This window comes from Bacillus cereus group sp. RP43 (assembly GCF_040459645.1).
Classification (GTDB): Bacteria; Bacillota; Bacilli; order Bacillales; family Bacillaceae_G; genus Bacillus_A; species Bacillus_A mycoides_C.
On the sequence record NZ_JARVHQ010000001.1, the window covers coordinates 5,112,566 to 5,137,884 of the forward strand.

Sequence of the window (25,319 nt, forward strand, 5' to 3'; positions counted from 1 at the left end):
TAAATAACTCCTTTTATATTGAAATCAATTCTCTCATAGAAAAATTACACTCTTTCTAACTTAACGATAACAATACTACAATTTTAATGCAAAAAAAGGGAATGTAAAAAGAAAAAAGACGCTTCACCAATGTTACACGTGAAACATCTCTTTTCTTGTCTCAATTACTTGATTTTTGTACCATTTGGTAAATTTTGGTCGATTGATGCTAATGACAATACGCCATTCTCTTCACCTGCTAAAATCATACCTTGTGATAATTCACCACGTAATTTTACGGGTTTTAAATTCGTTACACAAATAACCTTTTTACCTTTTAGTTCTTCTGGGGAATAGAATTTAGCAATCCCAGAAACCACTTGACGCTTCTCTGTACCTAAATCAAGCTGAATTTTTAACAACTTATCTGCTTTTTTCACAGGTTCAGCGGATAATACTTCAGCTACTCGTAATTCTACTTTAAAGAAATCATCAATTGTAATTTCTTCTGCCTTTGGTTCTTCTTCTTTTTTCTCTTCTACTTTAGGAGCAGAAGCTTGCATTTGTTTTTTAATATACTCTACTTCTACTTCCATTTCTAAACGAGGGAAAATTGGGTTTCCTTTTTCTACTTTTGTTCCGCCTGGAATACATCCAATTGTAGATAGGCTTTCCCAAGATTTATGCGCCTCTTCAGTAAGGCCAAGTTGAGCAAACATCTTACTTGGTGCTACTGTTAGGAATGGCATAAGCATAATACCTGTTTGACGAAGTACCTCAGCTAAGTGGGCCATTACAGACGCAAGTTTTTCACGATCATTCTCATCCTTCGCTAATACCCATGGCTGTGTTTCATCAATATATTTGTTCGTACGGCTAACTAATTGCCAAATGGAACTTAGTGCTACAGAGAATTCCATATTCTCCATTGCCTCTTCTACTTTTTTCAATGTATCTTGGGCAAATATCACTAGCGTTTCATCGAACTCAGTTACATTTGCTTTAAATGCAGGGATTTCCCCGTTAAAGTATTTATCAATCATAGCTACTGTGCGATTTAATAAGTTACCTAAATCATTCGCTAAATCAAAGTTGATTCGTTCAACAAATCCTTCTGGTGTGAATACTCCATCAGATCCAAATGGAACTTCGCGAAGTAAGTAGTAACGCAATGCATCTAATCCGTAACGATCGATTAGTGTAACTGGATCTACTACGTTTCCTTTTGACTTACTCATTTTTCCATCCTTCATTAAAATCCAGCCATGAGCAAAGACTTTCTTCGGAAGTGGTAAATCTAAGGCCATTAAAATAATCGGCCAATAAATTGTATGGAAACGAACGATTTCTTTCCCAACTAAATGGACATCTGCTGGCCAGAATTTTTTATACTTCTCGTCATTTTCTGTTCCATATCCTAATGCAGTAATGTAATTAGACAACGCATCTACCCATACGTAAATAACGTGTTTTGGGTTACCTGGAACACGAACTCCCCAGTCAAATGAAGTACGAGAAACAGCTAAATCTTCTAATCCTGGTTTAATGAAGTTATTAATCATTTCATTTTTACGGGACTCCGGCTGAATGAAGTGAGGGTTATCTTCATAGAACTTTAATAGTCGGTCTACATATTTACCCATTCTAAAGAAATAAGATTCTTCGCGAACAAGTTCTACAGCGTGACCACTATCTGGGCTTTTTCCACCAACTACTTTGTCACCTTCCATAATTGGATCTACTAATTGATGCGCTGTATAGAATGTTTCATCTTGTACAGAATACCAACCTTCATATTCATCAAGATAAATATCGCCTTGATCTACTAGCTGCTTGAAGATTTTCTCAACAACATCTTTATGACGATCTTCAGTTGTACGAATAAAATCATCATAAGAGATATCCATCTTCTCCCAAAGTTCTTTAATCCCTGATACAATGTTATCCACATATGCTTGTGGTGTAACATTTAGTTCTTCTGCTTTCTTTTGGATCTTCTGTCCATGCTCATCAGTTCCTGTTAAATAATGAACATTGTATCCTTGCATACGCTTATATCGTGCCATCGCATCTCCTGCTACCGTCGTATAAGCATGTCCAATGTGTAACTTTCCACTTGGATAATAAATTGGGGTAGTAATATAAAAGGACTTATTTTCCTCTTTCATCGTTTTGGACCTCCCGAATAACCTCATATGTATTTATAAACAGTATATCAAAAACTCACATATAAAAACGAGTTAATGCTCGATATCTTTATCATCTATTACTCATATTCAAAAAAATATACAATATTTTTTCCAAAAGGTATAAACATTATAAAAATAATACGAAACAATTATAGAAATGACTCACATTCTATTATATATAAGAAGTATAAAAATCTATAAATCTTTTTTTAAAATATAGAATTTAAGAATTGACGGAAATGTAAATGATTGGTATCATATGTCCATAGGGTATTTTGTCGAAAAATGACGAATCAAAAAATAGACTCGAAACTTATAAACTATTTATTTAGGAGGAAAAGAATTATGAAATCTACTGGTATCGTTCGTAAAGTTGATGAATTAGGTCGTGTAGTAATTCCAATCGAATTACGCCGTACTTTAGGTATTGCAGAAAAGGATGCTCTTGAAATCTACGTTGATGACGAGAAAATCATCTTAAAGAAATATAAACCAAACATGACTTGCCAAGTAACTGGTGAAGTATCTGATGGTAACCTATCTTTAGCTGAAGGTAAAATTATCTTAAGTAAAGAAGGCGCTGAACAGGTCTTAAACGAACTTCAAGATTATATCGAAACAGCAAAATAAGCTTCTCAATTATGAGAAGCTTATTTTTTATCCACATGATAGATTTGATATACATCACGTTTCGACAAATCTCGGTCTTTAGCGACTGTTTTAATCGCTTCTTTTGAATTCATACCTTTTTCATTTATATAATGTTCAATATGATTATATACTGAAATAGCTTCCCACCATTGCTCTTCTGGAGTAGGTTCTTCTGTTGAACCTGCTACTAAAATACAAAACTCACCACGGACTTCATTTTGCTTCGTCCATTCAATTGCTTCCTCAATTGTGCCACGAATAAATTCTTCAAATTTTTTCGTTAGCTCGCGACATAATACGATTTCTCTATTTCCTAACACGTCTTGCATAGAGATTAAAGTATCATCTAAACGATGCGGTGCCTCGTAAAACATCATTGTAGTTGGAATATAGCGCAGCTTTTCTAACTCAATCTTACGTTCCTTTTTATTTCTTTGCAGGAAACCATAGAAATAAAAGTGTTTTGTCTCAAGTCCTGATGCAATCAATGCTGTAAGAGCCGCATTTGCCCCAGGGAGTGGAATAACATGATATTGTTCTGCCACAGCCTCTACAACAATATCGTAACCAGGATCTGAAATACATGGCATACCAGCATCACTTACAATGGCTACAGTCTTACCATCTTCTAACTTATCCAAAATTTTTCGTCCACTTACTTCTTTATTATGCTCGTGATAACTCATAACTGGTGTTTCAATTTCAAAATAATTACAAAGCTTCTTCGTTTGCCTTGTATCTTCTGCAGCAATAACATCTGCCTCTTTTAAAATTCGGACTGCACGAAATGTCATATCCTCTAAATTTCCAATTGGAGTCGGTACTAAATATAAAAACCCTTTTTCATTTTGCTGAAAGCTTTTTTGTTGCCACATAGCGTTCTCCTTTTTGCATATATTCTTCTTTTTGTTTCCTAGTTAACTGTTTAAAGTGATATTCAGCTTGCATAGCCGTTCGTTTATCCTCATGATTCTCTACATATTTTAAACCAACTGGAAGTCTAGCGCGTGTATATCTAGCACCTTTTCCACTATTATGGGTCTGAATCCGTTTTTCTATATGATTTGTATATCCAGCATAATAACTTCCATCAGAACACTCCACCACATAAAAACAATGCTTATTCTTCTCCATATAAAATTGAACGAAGCTCCTTTGTATATTCATTGTTTTCTTCGTATACAAAAAGAGGTGGTAAGATTTTTAAATCTGCATTCCCATCCTTAATTCCTTCAATTAACAATGTATTCGCTTCTTTACCAGCCTTAGGATAAACAAATCGCACACGTTTCGGTTCGATTTTGTATTTACGCATTAATGTGACGATGTCGAGCAACCGACCTGGACGATGTACAAATGCTACTTTCCCACCCTGTTTCACTAGCTGGCTACTTGCATATACAACATCCTCTAATGTGCACATAATTTCATGACGAGCTATCGCTAAATGTTCATTTATATTCTTCTCAGAAGTTTGTGGTGTTTGAAAATAAGGAGGATTACATGTTACAACATCATATTGATGACGTCCAAGTTTCTCTGGCATATCTTTCAAATCTCCATGGATTAAATGAATTCTTTCTTCTAAATTATTGTATTGAACGCTTCTTATTCCCATATCATATAAGCGCTCTTGAATTTCTACACCTGTAATTTTCCCTTTTGTCCTCGTACTTAATAAAAGAGGGATAACTGCGTTACCTGTACACAAATCAAGTAAATTACCTTTTTGAATTGGAACCCAAGCAAAATCTGCAAGTAAAACAGCATCCAAAGAAAAATTAAATACTGATGGACTTTGTACAATCTTCATATCTTGCGCTAATAAGTAATCTAAACGCTCATCTTCATATAAATTCATATATTGCTCCCTTTCTTACACTTAACCTACCCTATTTCATCCTCTATTAATGTAAAAATAAATTTCATTCTACTCTCATGTATAAAAAATTACCTTTCCAATTATATTGGAAAGGTAATCTCATTTTTTATTTAAAAATGACAGACAGAATAAACAATCTCCCTCTTTACGTACACTTCCATAATGTAGATTACAAATATGAAAACCTTCTTGATATAGTCTTGCTAGGTTATCGTAGCCTTCACCAATATCTGTCTTCGCCTTCATTTCTTTGCGTTTTTGAGTTTTTTGTTTTTCCTTGTTCTGCACTTCTTCAAAACGATGTCGCAAATTTTCATTTTCCATTTTTATATGTTGGTTTTCTTCCAATAATTCTGCAAGATGTTGTTTTAATTCTCCCAACTGTTTGTATAAATGTCCAATTTGCTCTTCCATACTAGAAACCGATGCAAAAATATCCTTTTTCTCCACAAGCACCCACCTCATTAATCTGTGGTTTGACTCGAAACGACCCCTTTATTAATTAATTCATCTAACGTATATTCTACTATCCGTTCCTTGTCTACTAGCTCCACTTGAATCAATCTTTCTAAAATATTTAATCCGATAACACGGCCAGTACCATGCGGTGTTTGTATACGTTGATCTAAATCAGGAAGTTGTTCCTTTGCTGCCTCATATTCATCATTCTCATATTTTAAGCAACACATTAAGCGACCACATAAACCAGAGATTTTTGCAGGATTTAATGATAAATTTTGATCCTTTGCCATTTTAATGGATACAGGTTCAAAATCTCCTAAAAAAGTAGAACAACAAAGCATACGACCACATGGACCAATACCACCAAGCATTTTTGCTTCGTCACGAACTCCGATCTGTCTCAGCTCAATTCTTGTCCTAAAAATTGCCGCTAAGTCTTTCACTAGTTCCCGGAAATCAATCCGACCATCCGCAGTAAAGTAAAAAATAATCTTATTACGATCGAACGTATACTCTACATCTACAAGCTTCATATCAAGATTATGTTCTCCTACCTTTTGTTGACAAACTTGATATGCTTCTTTCGCAGCATGCCTATTCTCTTCAACAATGGTACGATCATTTTCATTTGCAATACGAATAACTTTTTTAAGCGGTAATACAACGTCGTTTTCATCAACTTGCTTTTTGGTAATAACTACTTTTCCGTATTCAATACCTCTTACTGTTTCTACAATTACAAACTCATTTTCTGAGATATCGAACTGATTTGGATCAAAGTAATATACCTTTCCGGCCTTCTTAAAGCGAACACCTACTACATCATACAAAACGGTCATCCCTCCTGCAACCGCAACACTAACTGTTCGAACACAAGCTGCGCATTTACATTAGCGTTGATTCTATTTTTTGCCTCTAATATATTAAAGAGAGCTGATACAATGCGCTTCTGAGCATAAGAAAAGGATTCAAACATCTCTTTCTGCTCATGAAAAACAAGACGATCTTCTTCTCCAAGTTGAACATATAATAAATCCTTATAAATAAGGAGTAACATATCTAAGCCTTGCTGTAATTGTTCTTTCTCTCCAAAGTGCTTCCCCCATTTTTCTTGTACAAAAAAAATAGAGGCTTTATCTTTTTCGAGCGCTTCACATAATTTTATCACTAAAGCTCTCGCTTGTGCAAACCATTCATCATTACACATTAATAAAGCTTCTTCAAAACTATTTGTAAGCTGCGCAGCAAGTGTAGATAAAGAAACTGTAATACCCTCTTCCTCTAACCTCTTAATTAAAGATTCTGTAGGCAACGGCCTAAACGTAACAACTTGACAACGAGATAAGATTGTATTTAAAATCTGATGACTTTGTTCAGTAAGTAAAATAGCTGTTGTATCACTACTTGGTTCTTCTAAAAACTTTAAGAGCGTATTCGCTGCATTTGCTGTCATACGATCTGCATGCTCAATAATATATACTTTTTTATTTGCTTCTAATCCTGTTTTTGAAAACTCTTCTTGTAAATCATGAATTTGCTGTTTTTTAATAGATAATCCATCTGGTTTTACAATATGTAAGTTTGGGTAGTTACCTGAATCAATTCGGCGACAATTCGTACATACATGACAAGGCTCTACACCATTTCTTTGTGAACAGAGAAAACTTTTTGCCATTTGAATTGCTGTGGCGAACTTCCCAGTCCCTTTCCCTCCCTCTAACAAGTAAGCGTGGGATATACGCTCTTTTGCAATGCTATTCATCAACATTTTGACACCGATGGGCTGTATAGCAGAAAGCTGCTCCCACGTATTTATCATACTGCATACCTCACTTATTTCATTCTTTCCTTCTATTATAACAATTTATCTTCTATAATCTGAACAACTTCTTCTATAAGTTTTTTCATCGGTTGATCAGCATTTACTAATACGATGCGATTAGAGAAACGCTCTACAACTTGTAAATATCCTTCACGCACACGTTTATGGAAAGAGATATCTTCCATATCTAGTCGATTTACTTCACGTCCTGCATCTTTTTCAATTCGTGCTAAACCTACCTCCGGCTCAATATCTAAATAGATTGTTAAACTAGGCATACAATCTTCCGTTGCGAAACGATTAATTTCAAATACTTTATCCATACCTAAGCCTCTTGCATATCCTTGATACGCTAAAGAGCTATCTATAAAACGATCACATAGTACAAGATAGTTTTCCTCAAGTGCTGGCATAACTTTTTCCACTAAATGTTGTCTACGTGCAGCAGCATACAGAAGCGCCTCTGTACGTGCTTCCATCATCGTATACTCTTGTTTATGTAAAATGGTTCTAATATCTTCAGAAATTACAATACCACCCGGTTCCCTGGTCGCCATTACCTTTTGTTCCTTTTGCTCAAAATATGGTAATAAACTTTTAATTAATGTTGTTTTACCCGAACCTTCTGGCCCTTCAATTGTTACAAATAATCCCTTCATCCTAAAACCTACTTTCTATATCATACACGTTCATATATTTTGTACTACCCTGAAAACGAGCCCCTGTTTTCTCTAAATGAGTAATTTGCTTTGTATGTTCTTGAGTAATTCTCTCTCCATACATGATCAATGGAATTCCAGGTGGATACGGAATCACCATTTCTGCAGCTATCATACCAACGGCTTCTTCTATAGATACTAACTTCGTTTTGTATCTCTCTAATTGTTTATACGTATACGGTAAAGGGGAAATCTCCCCTTTATAAGTATAACGAATTGATGCTGTCTTGTCTTTTACCTTATATTTCTGCAAAGCTACTCGAATTATCTCTATAGCTTTCATATACCCCTCATTTACTTGTAACGGTAATATAAATAGAACGTTATATGGATCTGCCATCTCCGTATATATACCGACCTTTTCAAATACAGACTGTAATTCATACCCCGATAACTGACAGCGCGTTTGCACCGTAACCTTTAATTCATCCTGCGATGGATATTGTAAAATGGCTATTTGTGGGATAGATCGCAATCCTTCTTTAAATCGGCGTAAAAACTCAACGATTTCATCATGCCCCTCTTCCTTTATAACTGCTATTGCAAAGCGCGCTATATCAAGAGAAGCCATAATTGGATACGATGGGCTACTAGATTGTAGCATACTTAAATAGGAGGAAACTTTTTCTTCGCTCACCAAACGGCTATTTATATGTAAATAAGATCCCATTGTCATCGCAGGTAATGTTTTATGTGCGGAATGAACCACAATATCCGCACCATAAACTAATGCTGACTTCGGGAAGGGGTCCCCTATACAAAAATGTGCCCCATGGGCTTCATCTACTAGAACAGGGATTTTATGTGCATGTGCGTAAGCGATACTTGCCTCTAAATCAATTCCCATACCATAGTAATTAGGATGTGTTAAAATAAGTGCTTTTGCATTTGGATACTTTGTAATTGCCTCCTTAATAACTTCATCATGAACACCTACCGGTACGTTATGTACTTCATCAATCCATGGATTTAAAAAGACTGGATTCGCCCCTGCTAATTTCAAACCATTAATGATTGATTTATGACAATTTCTTTGTACGAGGACAATATCATGCTCGCCGCAGCAAGACAAAATCATTGCTAAATTTCCAACTGTTGAACCATTAATTAAAAAATAACTTTTGTGCACGCCATATACTTCAGCTAATAATTGCTGTGCTTCATCTATACATTCAAACGGACTATGTAAATCATCTAATCCTGTTAACTCTGTTACATCAATAGATAATATGTCCTTAAACCCCCCTGTAGCTTTCTGAGGGAAGTTTAAACCATTCTTATGACCTGGAACATGAAAAGATAGTAGTCGCCTTTCTTTAAATTCCATTAAAGCCTCATATAAAGGCATACGATTTTGATTCATATGTACCTCTTCCTTATTGTTCATTCTGTATCTATTATACAGATATTAGGGCAAAAAAAATAATAGGCATAATGCCTATTTAAAAATATGATACTTCTAATTTTCGCAGTTGTTTTAAATAATGTATATACTTCGGGTCATTTGTCTCAGTATTCACCAGATTTCTTTCGCACTCGTAACATATTAAATTATTATATACATATATTCCTTCTCTTCTTTTTGTCTCACAAACGATGCAAATTTCACTTGGTAATTTCATAATCTTTCCTCCCTTTTAAATAAACATATTATATACCTCTATTCCTTGACAAATTTCCGGAAAATATACATCAATTTCTTATATAATATGATTTACTCTTGGGCAACGTGTTTGTATTACTTATGTATTCCCTTTACTTCTTTCGCGTACTGTTTAAAAACAAAAAACACAAGTCAAAAGACTTGTGTTTTTATCTTGCTTGGCGACGTCCTACTCTCACAGGGACAAGGTCCCAACTACCATCGGCGCTAGAGAGCTTAACTTCCGTGTTCGGTATGGGAACGGGTGTGACCTCTCTGCCATCATCACCAAACTATGAAGGCATATTCCTTCAAAACTAGATAACATTTGCTTCATATTATATGGTTAAGTCCTCGATCTATTAGTATTCGTCAGCTCCACATGTCACCATGCTTCCACCTCGAACCTATCAACCTGATCATCTTTCAGGGATCTTACTAGCTTACGCTATGGGAAATCTCATCTTGAGGGGGGCTTCATGCTTAGATGCTTTCAGCACTTATCCCTTCCGCACATAGCTACCCAGCTATGCCCTTGGCAGAACAACTGGTACACCAGCGGTGCGTCCATCCCGGTCCTCTCGTACTAAGGACAGCTCCTCTCAAATTTCCTACGCCCACGACGGATAGGGACCGAACTGTCTCACGACGTTCTGAACCCAGCTCGCGTACCGCTTTAATGGGCGAACAGCCCAACCCTTGGGACCGACTACAGCCCCAGGATGCGATGAGCCGACATCGAGGTGCCAAACCTCCCCGTCGATGTGGACTCTTGGGGGAGATAAGCCTGTTATCCCCGGGGTAGCTTTTATCCGTTGAGCGATGGCCCTTCCATGCGGAACCACCGGATCACTAAGCCCGACTTTCGTCCCTGCTCGACTTGTAGGTCTCGCAGTCAAGCTCCCTTATGCCTTTGCACTCTACGAATGATTTCCAACCATTCTGAGGGAACCTTTGGGCGCCTCCGTTACACTTTAGGAGGCGACCGCCCCAGTCAAACTGCCCACCTGACACTGTCTCCCGGGTCGATAAGACCCGTAGGTTAGAATTTCAATACAGTCAGGGCGGTATCCCACCAGCGCCTCCACCGAAGCTAGCGCTCCGGTTTCAATGGCTCCCGCCTATCCTGTACAAACTGTACCAAAATTCAATATCAGGCTACAGTAAAGCTCCACGGGGTCTTTCCGTCCTGTCGCGGGTAACCTGCATCTTCACAGGTACTATAATTTCACCGAGTCTCTGGTTGAGACAGTGCCCAAATCGTTACACCTTTCGTGCGGGTCGGAACTTACCCGACAAGGAATTTCGCTACCTTAGGACCGTTATAGTTACGGCCGCCGTTTACTGGGGCTTCAGTTCAGAGCTTCGCTTACGCTAACCCCTCTCCTTAACCTTCCAGCACCGGGCAGGTGTCAGCCCCTATACTTCGCCTTACGGCTTCGCAGAGACCTGTGTTTTTGCTAAACAGTCGCTTGGGCCTATTCACTGCGGCTTTCCGTTAAGAAAGCACCCCTTCTCCCGAAGTTACGGGGTCATTTTGCCGAGTTCCTTAACCAGAGTTCTCTCGCACACCTTAGGATTCTCTCCTCGCCTACCTGTGTCGGTTTGCGGTACAGGCACCTTTTATCTCGCTAGAAGCTTTTCTTGGCAGCGGGGAATCAAAGACTTCGCTCCATAAGGAGCTTCCCCATCACAGCTCAGCCTTCACGATAAGCGGATTTGCCTACTTATCAGCCTAACTGCTTGGACGTGCACAACCAATCGCACGCTTCTTCTATCCTTCTGCGTCCCTCCATTGCTCAAACGATAAAGAGGTGGTACAGGAATATCAACCTGTTGTCCATCGCCTACGCCTGTCGGCCTCGGCTTAGGTCCTGACTAACCCTGAGCGGACGAGCCTTCCTCAGGAAACCTTAGGCATTCGGTGGACGGGATTCTCACCCGTCTTTCGCTACTCATACCGGCATTCTCACTTCTAAGCGCTCCACCAGTCCTTCCGGTCTGACTTCACTGCACTTAGAACGCTCCCCTACCACTGATACCATTGGTATCAATTCGCAGCTTCGGTGGTGTATTTAGCCCCGGTACATTTTCGGCGCAGAGTCACTCGACTAGTGAGCTATTACGCACTCTTTAAATGGTGGCTGCTTCTGAGCCAACATCCTAGTTGTCTAAGCAACTCCACATCCTTTTCCACTTAATACACACTTTGGGACCTTAGCTGGCGATCTGGGCTGTTTCCCTCTTGACTACGGATCTTATCACTCGCAGTCTGACTCCTAAGGATAAGTCATTGGCATTCGGAGTTTGACTGAATTCGGTAATCCGATGAGGACCCCTAGTTCAATCAGTGCTCTACCTCCAAGACTCTTACACTTAAGGCTAGCCCTAAAGCTATTTCGGGGAGAACCAGCTATCTCCAGGTTCGATTGGAATTTCTCCGCTACCCACACCTCATCCCCGCACTTTTCAACGTGCGTGGGTTCGGGCCTCCATTCAGTGTTACCTGAACTTCACCCTGGACATGGGTAGATCACCTGGTTTCGGGTCTACGACCACGTACTAAACGCCCTATTCAGACTCGCTTTCGCTGCGGCTCCGCCTCTTCAGCTTAACCTCGCACGGGATCGTAACTCGCCGGTTCATTCTACAAAAGGCACGCCATCACCCATTAACGGGCTCTGACTATTTGTAGGCACACGGTTTCAGGATCTCTTTCACTCCCCTTCCGGGGTGCTTTTCACCTTTCCCTCACGGTACTGGTTCACTATCGATCACTAGGGAGTATTTAGCCTTGGGAGATGGTCCTCCCAGATTCCGACGGAATTTCACGTGTTCCGCCGTACTCAGGATACATTCAAGAGAGAACGAAGTTTCGACTACGGGGTTGTTACCCTCTGTGACGGACCTTTCCAGGTCGCTTCGTCTACCTCGTTCCTTTGTAACTCCGTATAGAATGTCCTACAACCCCAAGAGGCAAGCCTCTTGGTTTGGGCTAGATTCCGTTTCGCTCGCCGCTACTCAGGAAATCGCATTTGCTTTCTCTTCCTCCAGGTACTTAGATGTTTCAGTTCCCTGGGTCTGTCTTCCATACCCTATGTATTCAGGTAAGGATACCATACCATTACGTATAGTGGGTTTCCCCATTCGGAAATCTTCGGATCAAAGCTTACTTACAGCTCCCCGAAGCATATCGGCGTTAGTCCCGTCCTTCATCGACTCCTAGTGTCAAGGCATCCACCGTGCGCCCTTTCTAACTTAACCAAACTAAAATTAAAAAATATGAGCTACACTGTTATCTAGTTTTCAAAGAACATACCATTTACTATATAAAATAGCTTTTTGGTGGAGCCTAGCGGGATCGAACCGCTGACCTCCTGCGTGCAAGGCAGGCGCTCTCCCAGCTGAGCTAAGGCCCCGTAAAATGTATGGTGGGCCTAAATGGACTCGAACCATCGACCTCACGCTTATCAGGCGTGCGCTCTAACCAGCTGAGCTATAGGCCCATACAAATTGCGGAATTTATTTATATCATATTCCTATTTAAGAGTCAATACTTATATTGAACTCTCAAAACTAAACGAAAACGAAACACGGAAACTTATATTGATGAACTGTGTTCATCAATTCTCCATAGAAAGGAGGTGATCCAGCCGCACCTTCCGATACGGCTACCTTGTTACGACTTCACCCCAATCATCTGTCCCACCTTAGGCGGCTGGCTCCATAAAGGTTACCCCACCGACTTCGGGTGTTACAAACTCTCGTGGTGTGACGGGCGGTGTGTACAAGGCCCGGGAACGTATTCACCGCGGCATGCTGATCCGCGATTACTAGCGATTCCAGCTTCATGTAGGCGAGTTGCAGCCTACAATCCGAACTGAGAACGGTTTTATGAGATTAGCTCCACCTCGCGGTCTTGCAGCTCTTTGTACCGTCCATTGTAGCACGTGTGTAGCCCAGGTCATAAGGGGCATGATGATTTGACGTCATCCCCACCTTCCTCCGGTTTGTCACCGGCAGTCACCTTAGAGTGCCCAACTTAATGATGGCAACTAAGATCAAGGGTTGCGCTCGTTGCGGGACTTAACCCAACATCTCACGACACGAGCTGACGACAACCATGCACCACCTGTCACTCTGCTCCCGAAGGAGAAGTCCTATCTCTAGGATTTTCAGAGGATGTCAAGACCTGGTAAGGTTCTTCGCGTTGCTTCGAATTAAACCACATGCTCCACCGCTTGTGCGGGCCCCCGTCAATTCCTTTGAGTTTCAGCCTTGCGGCCGTACTCCCCAGGCGGAGTGCTTAATGCGTTAACTTCAGCACTAAAGGGCGGAAACCCTCTAACACTTAGCACTCATCGTTTACGGCGTGGACTACCAGGGTATCTAATCCTGTTTGCTCCCCACGCTTTCGCGCCTCAGTGTCAGTTACAGACCAGAAAGTCGCCTTCGCCACTGGTGTTCCTCCATATCTCTACGCATTTCACCGCTACACATGGAATTCCACTTTCCTCTTCTGCACTCAAGTCTCCCAGTTTCCAATGACCCTCCACGGTTGAGCCGTGGGCTTTCACATCAGACTTAAGAAACCACCTGCGCGCGCTTTACGCCCAATAATTCCGGATAACGCTTGCCACCTACGTATTACCGCGGCTGCTGGCACGTAGTTAGCCGTGGCTTTCTGGTTAGGTACCGTCAAGGTGCCAGCTTATTCAACTAGCACTTGTTCTTCCCTAACAACAGAGTTTTACGACCCGAAAGCCTTCATCACTCACGCGGCGTTGCTCCGTCAGACTTTCGTCCATTGCGGAAGATTCCCTACTGCTGCCTCCCGTAGGAGTCTGGGTCGTGTCTCAGTCCCAGTGTGGCCGATCACCCTCTCAGGTCGGCTACGCATCGTTGCCTTGGTGAGCCGTTACCTCACCAACTAGCTAATGCGACGCGGGTCCATCCATAAGTGACAGCCGAAGCCGCCTTTCAATTTCGAACCATGCAGTTCAAAATATTATCCGGTATTAGCCCCGGTTTCCCGGAGTTATCCCAGTCTTATGGGCAGGTTACCCACGTGTTACTCACCCGTCCGCCGCTAACTTCATAAGAGCAAGCTCTTAATCCATTCGCTCGACTTGCATGTATTAGGCACGCCGCCAGCGTTCATCCTGAGCCAGGATCAAACTCTCCAATAAAGTTAGTTTGTCTAGCATCTAAAAATAAAAATTGACGTTTCACGTTGTTTGTTTCGTTTAGTTTTCAAAGTTCAATGCCGCGTTTCAGCGACTTTTATAATTTAACATTTCGACTTAAATCTGTCAACAACTTTTTTCTTTCGTTCCTGACGACGCTTATTAATTTATCATATTACTCATAGATAAGTCAACGCTTTTTAAAAAAATGCCAAAATAAATTTATCTTGGCATTATATATAGCTTAATAATCACTAATGCAACAACACCTGGCACCCCTAATAAACTCGATACTGTAGCTGTGCCTATATTAATTGGAATATGAAAATCAAAGTATGTCCCTGCAACATTCACAATGAATAGTAACGCTATACCTAAAGTGACATGAAAGAGCGCTTTCCCTATAAAACGTATTGGTTTAGCAGAAACACCAAAAATAAGAAAAATAAAAACCAAGGTAAGAATGCCAACAATAATAATTGTAGAATTCATTTTTTCCTCCTTATGAATGACCTATACATATCCATTTGTATGGGACAAGACGATAAAAAAGAACATCTACAACACAACTCCTATCTCTTCATCTTTATAACCTTTAATCAATACTATTTCTTCTAAGCACTAACAATTAGATACAACTAATTCCATTCTCGCCTTTCCTTTCACCTCTTTATATCCAAAAAATAAAGTCGCCTTGCTCACAAATAAATAGATAAAAAGTAAAAGGTCCCGCTTTAAAAAGCAGGACCTTTTACCATTGTTCCATTTTCACAGGACGACGTTTGGCTTCTTTTAACAAGAAAAAATATTTCGCCTCTGCTATTTTTAAAGAACAAAGTACATCTTGAGACGGCTCAACACTTTGTTCAACCAGTCTCTTCTGACGTAGCCATTCATTCTTTACCTTTTCTAATAATACAATTAACTTATCGTCATACTCTTTACGCAACTTACCCTTTTTTTGAAAGAACATTTTCCCTTCTCCTCTTATATCTCTCTACGGCCTTCTAGAGCTTTCGATAGTGTTACTTCATCTGCATATTCTAAATCTCCACCAACTGGCAGACCATGAGCAATACGAGTTACTTTAATTCCTGTTGGCTTTAAGAGGCGGGATATGTACATCGCTGTAGCTTCCCCTTCAATATTAGGGTTTGTTGCTAATATCACTTCTTGTACTGTTTCATCTTGTAGTCTCTTTAATAACTGCGGGATATTAATATCCTCTGGTCCAATTCCCTCCATTGGAGAAATGGCACCACGCAAAACATGATATACACCTTGATATTCCTTCATTTTTTCCATCGCAATTACATCTTTCGGCTCTTGTACTACACAAACAACCGATTGATCTCTATGCGAATCGTCACAAATATAACAAGGATCGCGGTCAGTGATATGCCCGCATATAGAACAATACGCTAAATCTCGCTTCGCATTCACAAGTGCTTTTGCAAAACCTAGTACATCATCCTCTTTCATATCTAACACGAAAAACGCCAATCGAACCGCTGTTTTCGGTCCGATTCCTGGCAACTTCATAAAACTATCGATTAATTTTGATATCGGTTCTGGATAATGCATATATCAATATCCTCCTAGAACATTCCACCTGGTAAGTTCAAGCCTTTTGTAAATTTGCCCATTGTAGAGTTTGAAAGTTCATCAACCTTTTTAAGCGCATCATTCGTTGCAGCTAATACTAAGTCTTGTAACATTTCAATATCTTCTGGATCTACAACTTCTTCTTTAATTTTCACTTCAATAACTTGCTTATGGCCATTTGCGATAACAGTAACCATTCCGCCACCAGCTGTACCTTCAACTGTTTTTTCGCCAAGCTCTTCTTGTGCCTTCGCCATGTCTTTTTGCATCTTTTGCATTTGTTTCATCATATTATTCATATTTCCCATTCCGCCACGCATCATAATTAATTCCTCCTCATTATTATTACTCTTTTATTTCAATAAGTTCTTGCCCTACTAATTTTACAGCCTCTTCTATAAGAGGATCTTCTTTTTGTTCTGGGCTTTCTTCAGAATCCCCGCCTTCGCGTTGTAAAAAGTCTTCACGAATTTTACCCCATTCACTTTTTGGGATAGCAATCATATTTAACCTTTTACTTAACAATTCAAAAAGAGTTTGTTCCAATGTATCCATTGCTTCTCGATTTTCACTAGCCATTTTGCAATGAATCTCATATTGAAATGCTAACACATAAGTATCATCCGAAGCCGCAACTGGTTCACTATTTTCTAATAAAACAGCAAATGCTACTTTGTTATGTGACTTGAGCCTTCCTAACAATTCGCCCCATACAGCTTTTAACTGTTCTAAATCTTGACGCTTCGCTTGCTTTAACACTTCATTCACACGTCCAACAGGAATTTTCATACTTCCTGTTCGTACCGGTTTTGGTGTTGCCCGCGTCTCTCTTACTTCCTGCTGAACACCAGCTGGTACGCCATTCTTTTTAACTTGCTCTAACTCTTTCTCCAGCTGCTGCATCCTGTTCATAATCGCTTGTAAACGATCTGCGCCGTTTGCTTGCATCATAAACTGCTGACACAGTTGCACCATAACAACTTCCAGGAATATTCTTGGATGGTTTGTCCACTTCATCTCCTGTTGTCCCTTACTAAGGGTATGAATAATTTCATAGATTACTTCCGGTTGCATTTCTTCACTTAACGTACGGAATTGATCATCTACAATTACTCGTTCCAACATATGTTCTAATTGTGGTGAAGTTTGATATAAAAGCATATCACGATAGTAGTAAATGAAATCCTCCATAAAGCGAACTGGATCTTTCCCTTTACTCATCATCTCATCTATAATACGTAACGCTCTTGATACATCATTTTCACGTATACATTCTACCAGGTCACCTAAATATCGCTGAGATACAGATCCTGTTACAGCTAAAACATCTTCACTCGTCACCGTCTCATCACTATAAGAAATAGCTTGGTCGATAAGACTGAGCGCGTCACGCATACCACCTTCAGCAGCACGAGCTACGATTTGTAACGCTTCATCTTCTACTTGCGTACCTTCATTTGTCACGACTGTCGATAACCTCTCAACGATATCATTTACTGATATCTTTCGAAATTCAAAACGCTGACAACGTGAAATAATTGTAGCTGGAATCTTATGCGGCTCTGTTGTCGCCAGAATAAAAATAACATGTCCTGGCGGCTCTTCTAAAGTTTTTAAAAGCGCATTAAAGGCACCCATAGAAAGCATGTGAACTTCATCAATAATGTATACTTTATATCCTACAGCACTTGGAGCATATTTTACTTTATCTCTTATATCTCGAATTTCATCTACACCGTTATTTGAAGCCGCATCAATTTCTAATACATCTGAAATAGACCCCTGTGTAATTCCTAAACAAGAAGGACATTCATTACAAGGTTCAGCTACCGGAGCATGTTCACAGTTAATTGCCTTTGCAAATACTTTTGCAATTGTCGTTTTCCCTGTTCCCCTCGGACCAGAAAACAAATAAGCATGTGAAGCTTTCTCTTGAAGAAGGGCATTTTGCAACGTTTTTGTCACGTGCTTTTGACCGACTACATCTTCGAATTTTTGCGGTCTCCATGTTCGGTATAACGCTTGGTATGACACGAAAATACGGCCTCCCTCAAAGGTTATTATCTTATTTATTATAACCCATTCTGTTTATAGATTCCAAAAGTTATTTTCCATACAAAAAACCCACCTTTATATTAAGGTGAGTTTTGTATACATATATAACTGCCGTGCACCTTCTGTCGATTACGTACCATAAGCGTTACTCAAGCAGTTAGCTCGGTTCAGGCACTCCTGCGGCACACGAGAAAACCCGCTTATTGCTGCTTCCTTCCGGACCTGACAAGGTTCACGGGGTCCCGTTGCGCAGGACCCAAACGTCAACACCACTTACTTAAGGCAGACCTTACAGCAGCATAACCTCGAGAAGGGATTCGGCCTCGCTAGAGCGGATTGCGAGTATAGGGCACCGCTACCTCCCCGCTTAGCACGGCAAAGTTAAAACCAATATTCGGTTGCCTTGGATAAGGCATTATCAGTATAACTTGTTTTTTTACAAAATGCAAATACGTTAGTTACCATTACTTTTCTCTAGTTTTTTTGCTTCTTTTCTTTTCTTACGAAGCTCCCTAAAAAAAACCGTTAACAACGTACCACATTCCTCTTCAAGTACACCAGCCACTACTTCACACTGATGATTAAAACGCTCATCAGTTAAAAGATTCATCAATGTACCTGCACATCCGCCTTTCGGATCGCTCGCGCCATATACAACTCTTTTTACACGCGATAAAACAATTCCCCCTGCACACATTGGACAAGGTTCTAATGTTACATATAACGTTGCATCTTCTAAACGCCATGTCCCTAATTTTTTGCAAGCTTCATCAATAGCTAAGAGCTCGGCGTGAGCTATTGATCTCTGTTCAGTTTCTCTTAAGTTATGTGCGACACTAATCACTTCACCATCTAGCACAATTACAGCACCAATTGGTACCTCTTGTATCGCCTCCGCCTTCTTTGCTTCCTCTATTGCTAACTGCATAAAATATATATCTCGCTCCATAATATAGTCCTTTCACCAAAAATAAAATACACTTTTTCATTTCTTGCAGGTGGGATAACTTTTGCAAATTCAATCCAACCTAAAGAAAAAAGAGAGGTAATTACATATGAAAAATACTGCCTTACTCATTATCGATATGATTAATGATTTTCAATTCTCCCACGGGCCCATCCTGGCACAGAAATGTGAAATTATAAAGAACCCCATTTTACAATTAAAGGACACCATGAAATCATTGGGCTATCCAATAATTTATATCAATGATCACTATCAACTTTGGAGATCTGACATTGATCAACTTATTACTCATTGTACAAATGAATATAGTAAAAATATTATCGAGGCCATTGCTCCACATACTGACGATCACATTTTTATTAAACCACATTACTCTGCTTTTTATGAAACACCTTTAAATTCTTTATTAGGTTATTTAAAAATCGAAAATCTCATTTTAACAGGAATTGCCGGGAACATATGCATCCTTTTTACAGCTAATGATGCCCATATGAGAAATTATACAATTTATGTACCACAGGATTGCATCGCTTCTAACAATGAGCAAGATAATGAACATGCTTTAAAAATAATGGAAGCCACATTAAAGGCAAATATTGTACCCTCATCCCAAATAAAATTTAGCTAATACATATCTATTTTCTAACTTTTTATATCAAATTAGTCCGTTCGCTCCCCTCTTGTGCTACAATAATTCTGTTTTGTGTTTTTAGTAGTCACGGTAAATCACTGATTGAAAGGAGGAAACAGCGTGACCGGAGTACCATTTATCACGGTTGAAGGACCAATTGGTGTTGGAAAAACTTCACTTGCGAAGGAACTTTCAACTCACATGCAACTCCACTTACTAAAAGAGATTGTTGATGAAAATCCTTTTTTAGGAAAATTCTACGAAGACATCGACGAATGGAGTTTTCAAACAGAGATGTTCTTTCTTTGTAATAGATACAAACAACTAGAGGATATTAACATAAAGTATTTGAATCAAAGGAAGCCTGTAGTAGCAGATTATCATATATTTAAAAATTTAATTTTTGCATCCCGTACATTAAAAGATTCTCAATATGACAAGTACATGCAAATTTATCGCATTCTTACGCAAGATATGCCTGTACCAAATGTCATCGTTTATTTAACAGCAAGCCTAGAAACATTACAAAAACGAATTACGATGCGCGGAAGAGAATTCGAAAAAAATATGGACCCAAATTACTTACTACAGCTTACAAAAGATTACGAAACAGCCATGGATGCTTTCAAAAAAGACCATCCAGATATTCCAGTATTAAAATTTAATGGAGACGATATGGATTTTGTACAAAATCCCGATGATTTAAATATCATCTTATCCGCTCTTCAAAATACTCTCTTGAAGGAGTCGAAATAACAATGAATTTAAGGCAAAAATATGATATACCAAATGATGCAGTTATCACTATTGCTGGAACAGTAGGTGTCGGTAAATCAACTATGACAACTGCATTAGCTAACGCTTTAGGTTATCGTACATCTTTTGAAAAAGTAGATTCCAACCCATATTTGGACAAGTTCTATGCTGATTTCACACGCTGGAGCTTTCACTTACAAGTGTACTTTTTAGCAGAACGATTTAAAGAACAAAAAAGAATTTTTGAATATGGTGGCGGTTTTGTTCAAGACCGTTCTATCTATGAGGACACTGGTATTTTCGCAAAGATGCATCACGAAAAGGGTACAATGACTGAAACCGATTATGAAACATACAAAGGTTTATTTGATGCTATGGTCATGACTCCTTACTTCCCTCATCCAGACTTATTAATTTACCTAGAAGGTTCGTTTGATGATATTGTCGATCGTATTCAAGAACGAGGACGTCCGATGGAACAGCAAACACCAATTGAGTATTGGAAAGAGATGCATGGACGTTACGATAACTGGATTAATAACTTTAATTCATGCCCTGTTTTACGATTAAACATTAATGAATACGATATTTTAAAAGATGGCGATTCAATCGAACCAATCATTAAAAAAATTGGACATTTTTTAAAACAAACACGTAAACTTGTAAAATAAAAAACCCGTGCATATGCACGGGTTTTCCTATGAAATTACTTTTTCTTTTTCGTCGGAGCAATAATTTCACTCTCTGGTTTTCCAGCATTAATACGCTGACGAACAGTACTTGTACTAATATCATATGTTTCAGCAATCTCTTTAACAGTCATTTCTTTCCCATTAATTACTGCTGTTAGTAATTTCCCTGTACGTTTTGGAGTTACCTCTTTTTGCACAGCTGGTTTCTCAGCCTCTTTTGGCACCTCTACTTTTTTTGCAACCTGTTTTACATCACAAGTGCAACCACAAAGTTTACGGAATGTATCATCACTTATAATGCGCGACACATTTGCACCACTGTTTAAAATTCTATTGTTCTTACAGACAGGACATTGTACATAATATAAAGTTTTTCCATCTAAAGGAAACGTTTGTATAATAAGATCCATGTTAACTCCTTTCATATCTATGAAGATAATCATCGGAATATGAGTGTGTAATAAGGAAACTATATCCTTACATCATACTTTATGATTGGTTTTAAAATAAAAACTCGTTACGTGTTGGTAACGAGTTCTCCAATCTCCACTTATATGCGCTGTTGTCAATTATATCTGGAGGAGGTAGAGGGATTCGAACCCCCGCGCGACTCTCGCCGCCTGTCGGTTTTCAAGACCGATCCCTTCAGCCAGACTTGGGTATACCTCCATATTGACATCAAATATAATATCAAAAGAAAAACAGTTAGTCAACCCTACTATAATAAATTATGAGGAAAGGAAAATTTTACTTTCCCTCTCCTTTATGACACTGCTGACAACGCCCATAATTACCAATCACTCATACCGATGAATGTTTTAACTTATTTAATAACTGTTTTTCCTCCCATATAAGGGCGAAGAACTTCTGGAATTATAATTGTACCATCTTCTTGTTGGTAGTTCTCTAAAATAGCTGCCACTGTACGTCCAATTGCAAGACCAGATCCATTTAGTGTATGAACATGTTCCGGTTTGCCATTTGGCTCACGGCGGAAACGGATATTCGCACGTCTCGCTTGGAAAGCCTCAAAATTACTACAAGAAGAAATTTCACGATATGTGCCATAGCTTGGAATCCATACTTCAATATCGTATTTCTTCGCTGCTGTAAATCCTAAATCTCCTGTGCACATGCTCATAACGCGATATGGCAACTCTAATAATTGTAACACGCGTTCTGCATCATTTGTTAATTTTTCTAACTCTTCATAAGAATCTTCTGGTTTTACGAACTTCACAAGCTCCACTTTATTAAACTGATGCTGACGGATTAAACCACGTGTATCGCGACCAGCTGAACCTGCTTCAGAACGGAAACATGAGCTAAATGCCGCATATCGTATAGGCAATTGCTCTTTACTTAAAATCTCATCACGATGCATATTTGTTACAGGTACTTCAGCTGTTGGAATTAAGAAGTAATCCTCACTTTCAATACGGAATGCATCTTCTTCAAACTTCGGAAGTTGTCCTGTTCCTGTCATACTTGCACGGTTTACCATATACGGAGGTAATACTTCTTCATATCCATGCTCGTCAGTATGAAGATCCAGCATAAAGCTAATTAAAGCACGCTCTAATCTTGCACCAGCACCTTTGTAAAATACGAAGCGGCTTCCTGTTACTTTCCCCGCACGTTCAAAATCTAAAATTCCTAAATCAGTAGCAAGATCCCAATGTGGTTTTGGTTCATAAGTAAATTCTTTCACTTCTCCCCAAGTACGTGCTACTACATTATCATCCTCTGTTTCGCCAACTGGAGCAGATTCATGAGGGATATTCGGAATAGATAACATTAATCTTTCTAAGTCTTCTTCAACTGTACGAAGTTCATTATCAAGATTTTTTACTTTCTCCCCAACTTCACGCATTTCTAGAATTAGAGCTTCCGCATCTTTCTTTTCACGCTTCAATACAGAGATTTGTTGAGATACTTCGTTACGTTTACTTTTTAGTTCCTCTGTTTGAACAAGTAACTCTCTTCTTCTCGTATCCAGTTCTTCAAAGCGACCAAAATCAGTTAAATCTTCGCCTCTATGCTGTAATTTTGCCTTTACTTCTTCAAAATTTGTACGTAAAAATTTAATATCAAGCATTATATACTCCTCCTTTTATTTCATAAAACACAAAAAACTCCCGTCCCTATATAAAGGGACGGGAGTTAACCCGCGTTGCCACCCTAGTTGAAAGCATTACTACTTTCCTCTCAAGTAGAAATAACGGCTCTTCACCGGGAATGCTTACTAATCAAAAGATATTCCACATTCCATTCCAGGATGGATTCACAAACTGTTTCTATCGATTTCCACCAACCATCGACTCTCTATAAGAAACAACATTTGTTACTACTTCCTATCAACACGCTTATTTTATAAAATTGTTACCATCAATTTACTATAATCTTATACAAGTTGCAAGTTACTTATACAACTTTTTTCATTTTCGCTTCTTTTACCATTTCTACAAAGTATGCTGTCACACGATGATCATCCGTTAATTCTGGATGGAATGACGCAGCTAAAAACTGATCTTGTCTTACTGCTACCATTCGATCTCCATGTGTAGAAAGTACTTCAACATCATCAGCTACATTTACAACATACGGAGCACGGATAAATACACCAATAAAGTCCTCTCCCACACCTTTCATTGAAAGTGCAGCTTCAAAACTATCCTTTTGGCGTCCGAACGCATTGCGCTCAACCGTAATATCCATAGCACCAATATGTGCTTCTTCATAGCCAATAAGTGTTTTCGCAAGAAGAATCATACCTGCACATGTACCAAACATTGGTTTACCAGACTTCGCAAATGTACGAAGAGGCTCCATGAAAGCATATTTATCAATAAGACGGCGCATTGTTGTACTTTCACCGCCTGGTAAAATAAGACCATCAATCTCTTCAAGTTGTTCTATACGCTTTACAACAACAGCTTCTGCACCACTTGCCTCAACTGATTTTACATGCTCACGAACTGCACCTTGAAGACCTAGCACACCGATTTTCACCATTTTAAAGATCTCCTTTAATTACCATCCGCGCTCTTGCATGCGTTGTTCTGGTAATAACGTTGAAATTTCGACACCTTTCATTGCATTACCTAATCCTTTAGAAAGGCTTGCAATTAGTTCGTAATCTTCATAATGAGTCGTTGCCTCAACGATTGCACGTGCAAATTTCTCTGGGTTCTCTGATTTGAAGATACCAGATCCAACAAATACACCATCAGCACCAAGTTGCATCATTAACGCTGCATCTGCTGGTGTTGCTACACCACCTGCTGCAAAGTTTACAACTGGTAGGCGACCAAGGCGTTTAATTTCAAGTAGTACTTCATAAGGAGCACCAGTATTTTTTGCATATGTCATTAACTCATCTTCACGTAGATTTGCAACTTGACGGATTTCTGCATTGACTTGGCGCATATGACGCACTGCCTCTACAATGTTTCCTGTTCCTGGTTCACCTTTTGTACGAAGCATAGATGCACCTTCTGCAATACGACGTGCAGCTTCTCCGATATCGCGGCAACCACATACAAATGGAACTGTGTAATCACGTTTATTTAAATGGTATACTTCATCAGCAGGAGTTAATACTTCACTCTCATCGATATAGTCTACCCCTAATGATTCTAATACACGTGCTTCTACAAGGTGACCGATACGGCATTTTGCCATAACCGGAATTGATACAGCACCCATAACTTCTTCAACAATTGTTGGATCTGCCATACGAGAAACGCCACCTGCTGCACGAATATCTGCAGGTACACGCTCTAATGCCATAACAGCAACTGCGCCTGCCTCTTCTGCAATCCTTGCTTGCTCGGCGTTAACTACGTCCATAATAACGCCGCCTTTTTGCATTTCTGCCATTCCACGTTTTACACGTTCTGTCCCTGTTACATTTGTCATGTACAAAAACCCCCCTAGGTGAATTGCTTTCCCCCGTTAAAGAAGAAAATTAAGAATACTCTTACATTCTACCACTAACTATCTGATGCTTGTCCACTACTTTTTCATAAAGTCGGTATGAAAAATAGGAATAAGAAAAAGCTCCTACAATGAGGAGCTT

Annotated in this window: 24 protein-coding genes, 3 tRNA genes, 3 rRNA genes, 1 other RNA gene and 1 other annotated feature; of the genes, 4 read left to right on the top strand and 27 right to left on the bottom strand. The window is 39.2% G+C overall.

Annotated features, from left to right (window positions below):
- Nucleotides 1-164: 164 nt before the first annotated feature.
- Nucleotides 165-2,174: a methionine--tRNA ligase gene (gene metG, locus QCI75_RS26585; protein ID WP_353761458.1), complete on the bottom strand. Its 2,010-nt coding sequence runs from the start codon at nt 2,172-2,174 to the stop codon at nt 165-167.
- A gap of 339 nt (nt 2,175-2,513) precedes the next feature.
- Here metG and QCI75_RS26590 point away from each other — a divergent pair, with 339 nt between their 5' ends.
- On the top strand, nt 2,514-2,798 hold the full coding sequence (locus QCI75_RS26590; RefSeq protein ID WP_000843037.1) for a transition state genes transcriptional regulator AbrB: 285 nt from the start codon (nt 2,514-2,516) through the stop codon (nt 2,796-2,798).
- 20 nt (nt 2,799-2,818) lie between these two features.
- Here the strand turns inward: QCI75_RS26590 and rsmI are convergent, their stop codons facing one another.
- The 21 genes from rsmI to tadA form a co-directional block, all read right to left on the bottom strand.
- Nucleotides 2,819-3,694: a 16S rRNA (cytidine(1402)-2'-O)-methyltransferase gene (gene rsmI, locus QCI75_RS26595; RefSeq protein ID WP_070140496.1), complete on the bottom strand. Its 876-nt coding sequence runs from the start codon at nt 3,692-3,694 to the stop codon at nt 2,819-2,821.
- Entirely contained in the window at nt 3,663-3,953 is a 291-nt protein-coding gene (locus QCI75_RS26600; RefSeq protein WP_098779732.1) for a GIY-YIG nuclease family protein, read from the bottom strand. The genes rsmI and QCI75_RS26600 overlap by 32 nt, the downstream gene beginning before the upstream one ends.
- The gene (locus tag QCI75_RS26605) at nt 3,940-4,680 is read right to left on the bottom strand and encodes a tRNA1(Val) (adenine(37)-N6)-methyltransferase (protein ID WP_016106811.1); all 741 of its coding nucleotides are present in this window, start codon (nt 4,678-4,680) and stop codon (nt 3,940-3,942) included. The genes QCI75_RS26600 and QCI75_RS26605 overlap by 14 nt, the downstream gene beginning before the upstream one ends.
- Nucleotides 4,681-4,800: 120 nt before the next feature.
- Entirely contained in the window at nt 4,801-5,151 is a 351-nt protein-coding gene (yabA, locus tag QCI75_RS26610) for a DNA replication initiation control protein YabA (protein ID WP_002009639.1), read from the bottom strand.
- Between the two features lie 14 nt (nt 5,152-5,165).
- Nucleotides 5,166-5,993, bottom strand: coding sequence for a PSP1 domain-containing protein (locus QCI75_RS26615; protein WP_002107285.1), 828 nt, complete (start codon nt 5,991-5,993; stop codon nt 5,166-5,168).
- Nucleotides 5,994-5,998: 5 nt separating this feature from the next.
- A complete protein-coding gene (gene holB / locus QCI75_RS26620) occupies nt 5,999-6,982 on the bottom strand; it encodes a DNA polymerase III subunit delta' (protein WP_002009636.1) in 984 nt (327 codons plus the stop codon).
- A 35-nt stretch (nt 6,983-7,017) separates the two neighbouring features.
- Entirely contained in the window at nt 7,018-7,644 is a 627-nt protein-coding gene (gene tmk / locus QCI75_RS26625; RefSeq protein WP_144505681.1) for a dTMP kinase, read from the bottom strand.
- Between the two features lies 1 nt (nt 7,645).
- Nucleotides 7,646-9,067 (bottom strand): aminotransferase class I/II-fold pyridoxal phosphate-dependent enzyme, encoded by a 1,422-nt coding sequence (locus QCI75_RS26630; protein ID WP_353761461.1) that lies wholly within the window; start codon nt 9,065-9,067, stop codon nt 7,646-7,648.
- A 79-nt stretch (nt 9,068-9,146) separates the two neighbouring features.
- A complete protein-coding gene (locus tag QCI75_RS26635; RefSeq protein ID WP_088057259.1) occupies nt 9,147-9,326 on the bottom strand; it encodes a sigma factor G inhibitor Gin in 180 nt (59 codons plus the stop codon).
- Between the two features lie 197 nt (nt 9,327-9,523).
- Nucleotides 9,524-9,639: ribosomal RNA gene (gene rrf, locus QCI75_RS26640) — 5S ribosomal RNA — on the bottom strand.
- Nucleotides 9,640-9,688: 49 nt separating this feature from the next.
- Nucleotides 9,689-12,610, bottom strand: a 23S ribosomal RNA gene (locus QCI75_RS26645).
- A 79-nt stretch (nt 12,611-12,689) separates the two neighbouring features.
- A tRNA-Ala gene (locus QCI75_RS26650) sits at nt 12,690-12,765 on the bottom strand.
- A 10-nt stretch (nt 12,766-12,775) separates the two neighbouring features.
- Nucleotides 12,776-12,852: transfer RNA gene (locus QCI75_RS26655), tRNA-Ile, on the bottom strand.
- A 131-nt stretch (nt 12,853-12,983) separates the two neighbouring features.
- Nucleotides 12,984-14,535, bottom strand: a 16S ribosomal RNA gene (locus QCI75_RS26660).
- Together the 16S, 23S and 5S rRNA genes with 2 tRNA genes alongside form the textbook arrangement of a ribosomal RNA operon.
- A gap of 219 nt (nt 14,536-14,754) precedes the next feature.
- Complete coding sequence (locus QCI75_RS26665; protein WP_144507860.1) at nt 14,755-15,024, bottom strand: pro-sigmaK processing inhibitor BofA family protein; 270 nt, start codon at nt 15,022-15,024, stop codon at nt 14,755-14,757.
- Nucleotides 15,025-15,283: 259 nt separating this feature from the next.
- Nucleotides 15,284-15,505, bottom strand: a complete 222-nt coding sequence (locus QCI75_RS26670; RefSeq protein WP_002009631.1) for a YaaL family protein — start codon at nt 15,503-15,505, stop codon at nt 15,284-15,286.
- A gap of 14 nt (nt 15,506-15,519) precedes the next feature.
- Nucleotides 15,520-16,116 (bottom strand): recombination protein RecR, encoded by a 597-nt coding sequence (gene recR, locus QCI75_RS26675; protein ID WP_002107278.1) that lies wholly within the window; start codon nt 16,114-16,116, stop codon nt 15,520-15,522.
- A gap of 14 nt (nt 16,117-16,130) precedes the next feature.
- Nucleotides 16,131-16,457: a YbaB/EbfC family nucleoid-associated protein gene (locus tag QCI75_RS26680; protein WP_180235442.1), complete on the bottom strand. Its 327-nt coding sequence runs from the start codon at nt 16,455-16,457 to the stop codon at nt 16,131-16,133.
- Between the two features lie 25 nt (nt 16,458-16,482).
- A complete protein-coding gene (gene dnaX / locus QCI75_RS26685; protein WP_002029302.1) occupies nt 16,483-18,171 on the bottom strand; it encodes a DNA polymerase III subunit gamma/tau in 1,689 nt (562 codons plus the stop codon).
- A 132-nt stretch (nt 18,172-18,303) separates the two neighbouring features.
- Nucleotides 18,304-18,568, bottom strand: an RNA gene (ffs, locus tag QCI75_RS26690) — signal recognition particle sRNA large type.
- Nucleotides 18,569-18,646: 78 nt separating this feature from the next.
- Complete coding sequence (tadA, locus tag QCI75_RS26695) at nt 18,647-19,141, bottom strand: tRNA adenosine(34) deaminase TadA (RefSeq protein WP_144507862.1); 495 nt, start codon at nt 19,139-19,141, stop codon at nt 18,647-18,649.
- Nucleotides 19,142-19,247: 106 nt separating this feature from the next.
- Here tadA and QCI75_RS26700 point away from each other — a divergent pair, with 106 nt between their 5' ends.
- The 3 genes from QCI75_RS26700 to QCI75_RS26710 all read left to right on the top strand — a co-directional run bounded on the left by QCI75_RS26700 (nt 19,248) and on the right by QCI75_RS26710 (nt 21,217).
- Nucleotides 19,248-19,787 carry a cysteine hydrolase family protein gene (locus QCI75_RS26700; RefSeq protein ID WP_353761463.1) on the top strand — a complete coding sequence of 180 codons (540 nt, stop codon included), beginning with the start codon at nt 19,248-19,250 and terminating at the stop codon, nt 19,785-19,787.
- Between the two features lie 123 nt (nt 19,788-19,910).
- Nucleotides 19,911-20,546 (top strand): deoxynucleoside kinase, encoded by a 636-nt coding sequence (locus QCI75_RS26705; RefSeq protein ID WP_144507864.1) that lies wholly within the window; start codon nt 19,911-19,913, stop codon nt 20,544-20,546.
- A 2-nt stretch (nt 20,547-20,548) separates the two neighbouring features.
- The gene (locus QCI75_RS26710; protein WP_098778593.1) at nt 20,549-21,217 is read left to right on the top strand and encodes a deoxynucleoside kinase; all 669 of its coding nucleotides are present in this window, start codon (nt 20,549-20,551) and stop codon (nt 21,215-21,217) included.
- Nucleotides 21,218-21,252: 35 nt separating this feature from the next.
- Here QCI75_RS26710 and QCI75_RS26715 read toward each other — a convergent pair whose 3' ends face one another.
- From QCI75_RS26715 to pdxS, 5 genes are all read right to left on the bottom strand, one after another.
- On the bottom strand, nt 21,253-21,648 hold the full coding sequence (locus QCI75_RS26715; protein ID WP_002107271.1) for a sigma factor-like helix-turn-helix DNA-binding protein: 396 nt from the start codon (nt 21,646-21,648) through the stop codon (nt 21,253-21,255).
- A 166-nt stretch (nt 21,649-21,814) separates the two neighbouring features.
- Nucleotides 21,815-21,907 (bottom strand) — tRNA-Ser (locus tag QCI75_RS26720).
- Between the two features lie 154 nt (nt 21,908-22,061).
- Nucleotides 22,062-23,336: a serine--tRNA ligase gene (gene serS, locus QCI75_RS26725; protein ID WP_353761464.1), complete on the bottom strand. Its 1,275-nt coding sequence runs from the start codon at nt 23,334-23,336 to the stop codon at nt 22,062-22,064.
- Nucleotides 23,337-23,387: 51 nt separating this feature from the next.
- Nucleotides 23,388-23,608: a binding site (T-box leader), on the bottom strand.
- 54 nt (nt 23,609-23,662) lie between these two features.
- Nucleotides 23,663-24,253, bottom strand: coding sequence for a pyridoxal 5'-phosphate synthase glutaminase subunit PdxT (gene pdxT / locus QCI75_RS26730; protein ID WP_002113246.1), 591 nt, complete (start codon nt 24,251-24,253; stop codon nt 23,663-23,665).
- Nucleotides 24,254-24,271: 18 nt separating this feature from the next.
- Nucleotides 24,272-25,159 (bottom strand): pyridoxal 5'-phosphate synthase lyase subunit PdxS, encoded by an 888-nt coding sequence (gene pdxS / locus QCI75_RS26735; protein WP_002107268.1) that lies wholly within the window; start codon nt 25,157-25,159, stop codon nt 24,272-24,274.
- Between the last annotated feature and the right edge of the window lie 160 nt (nt 25,160-25,319).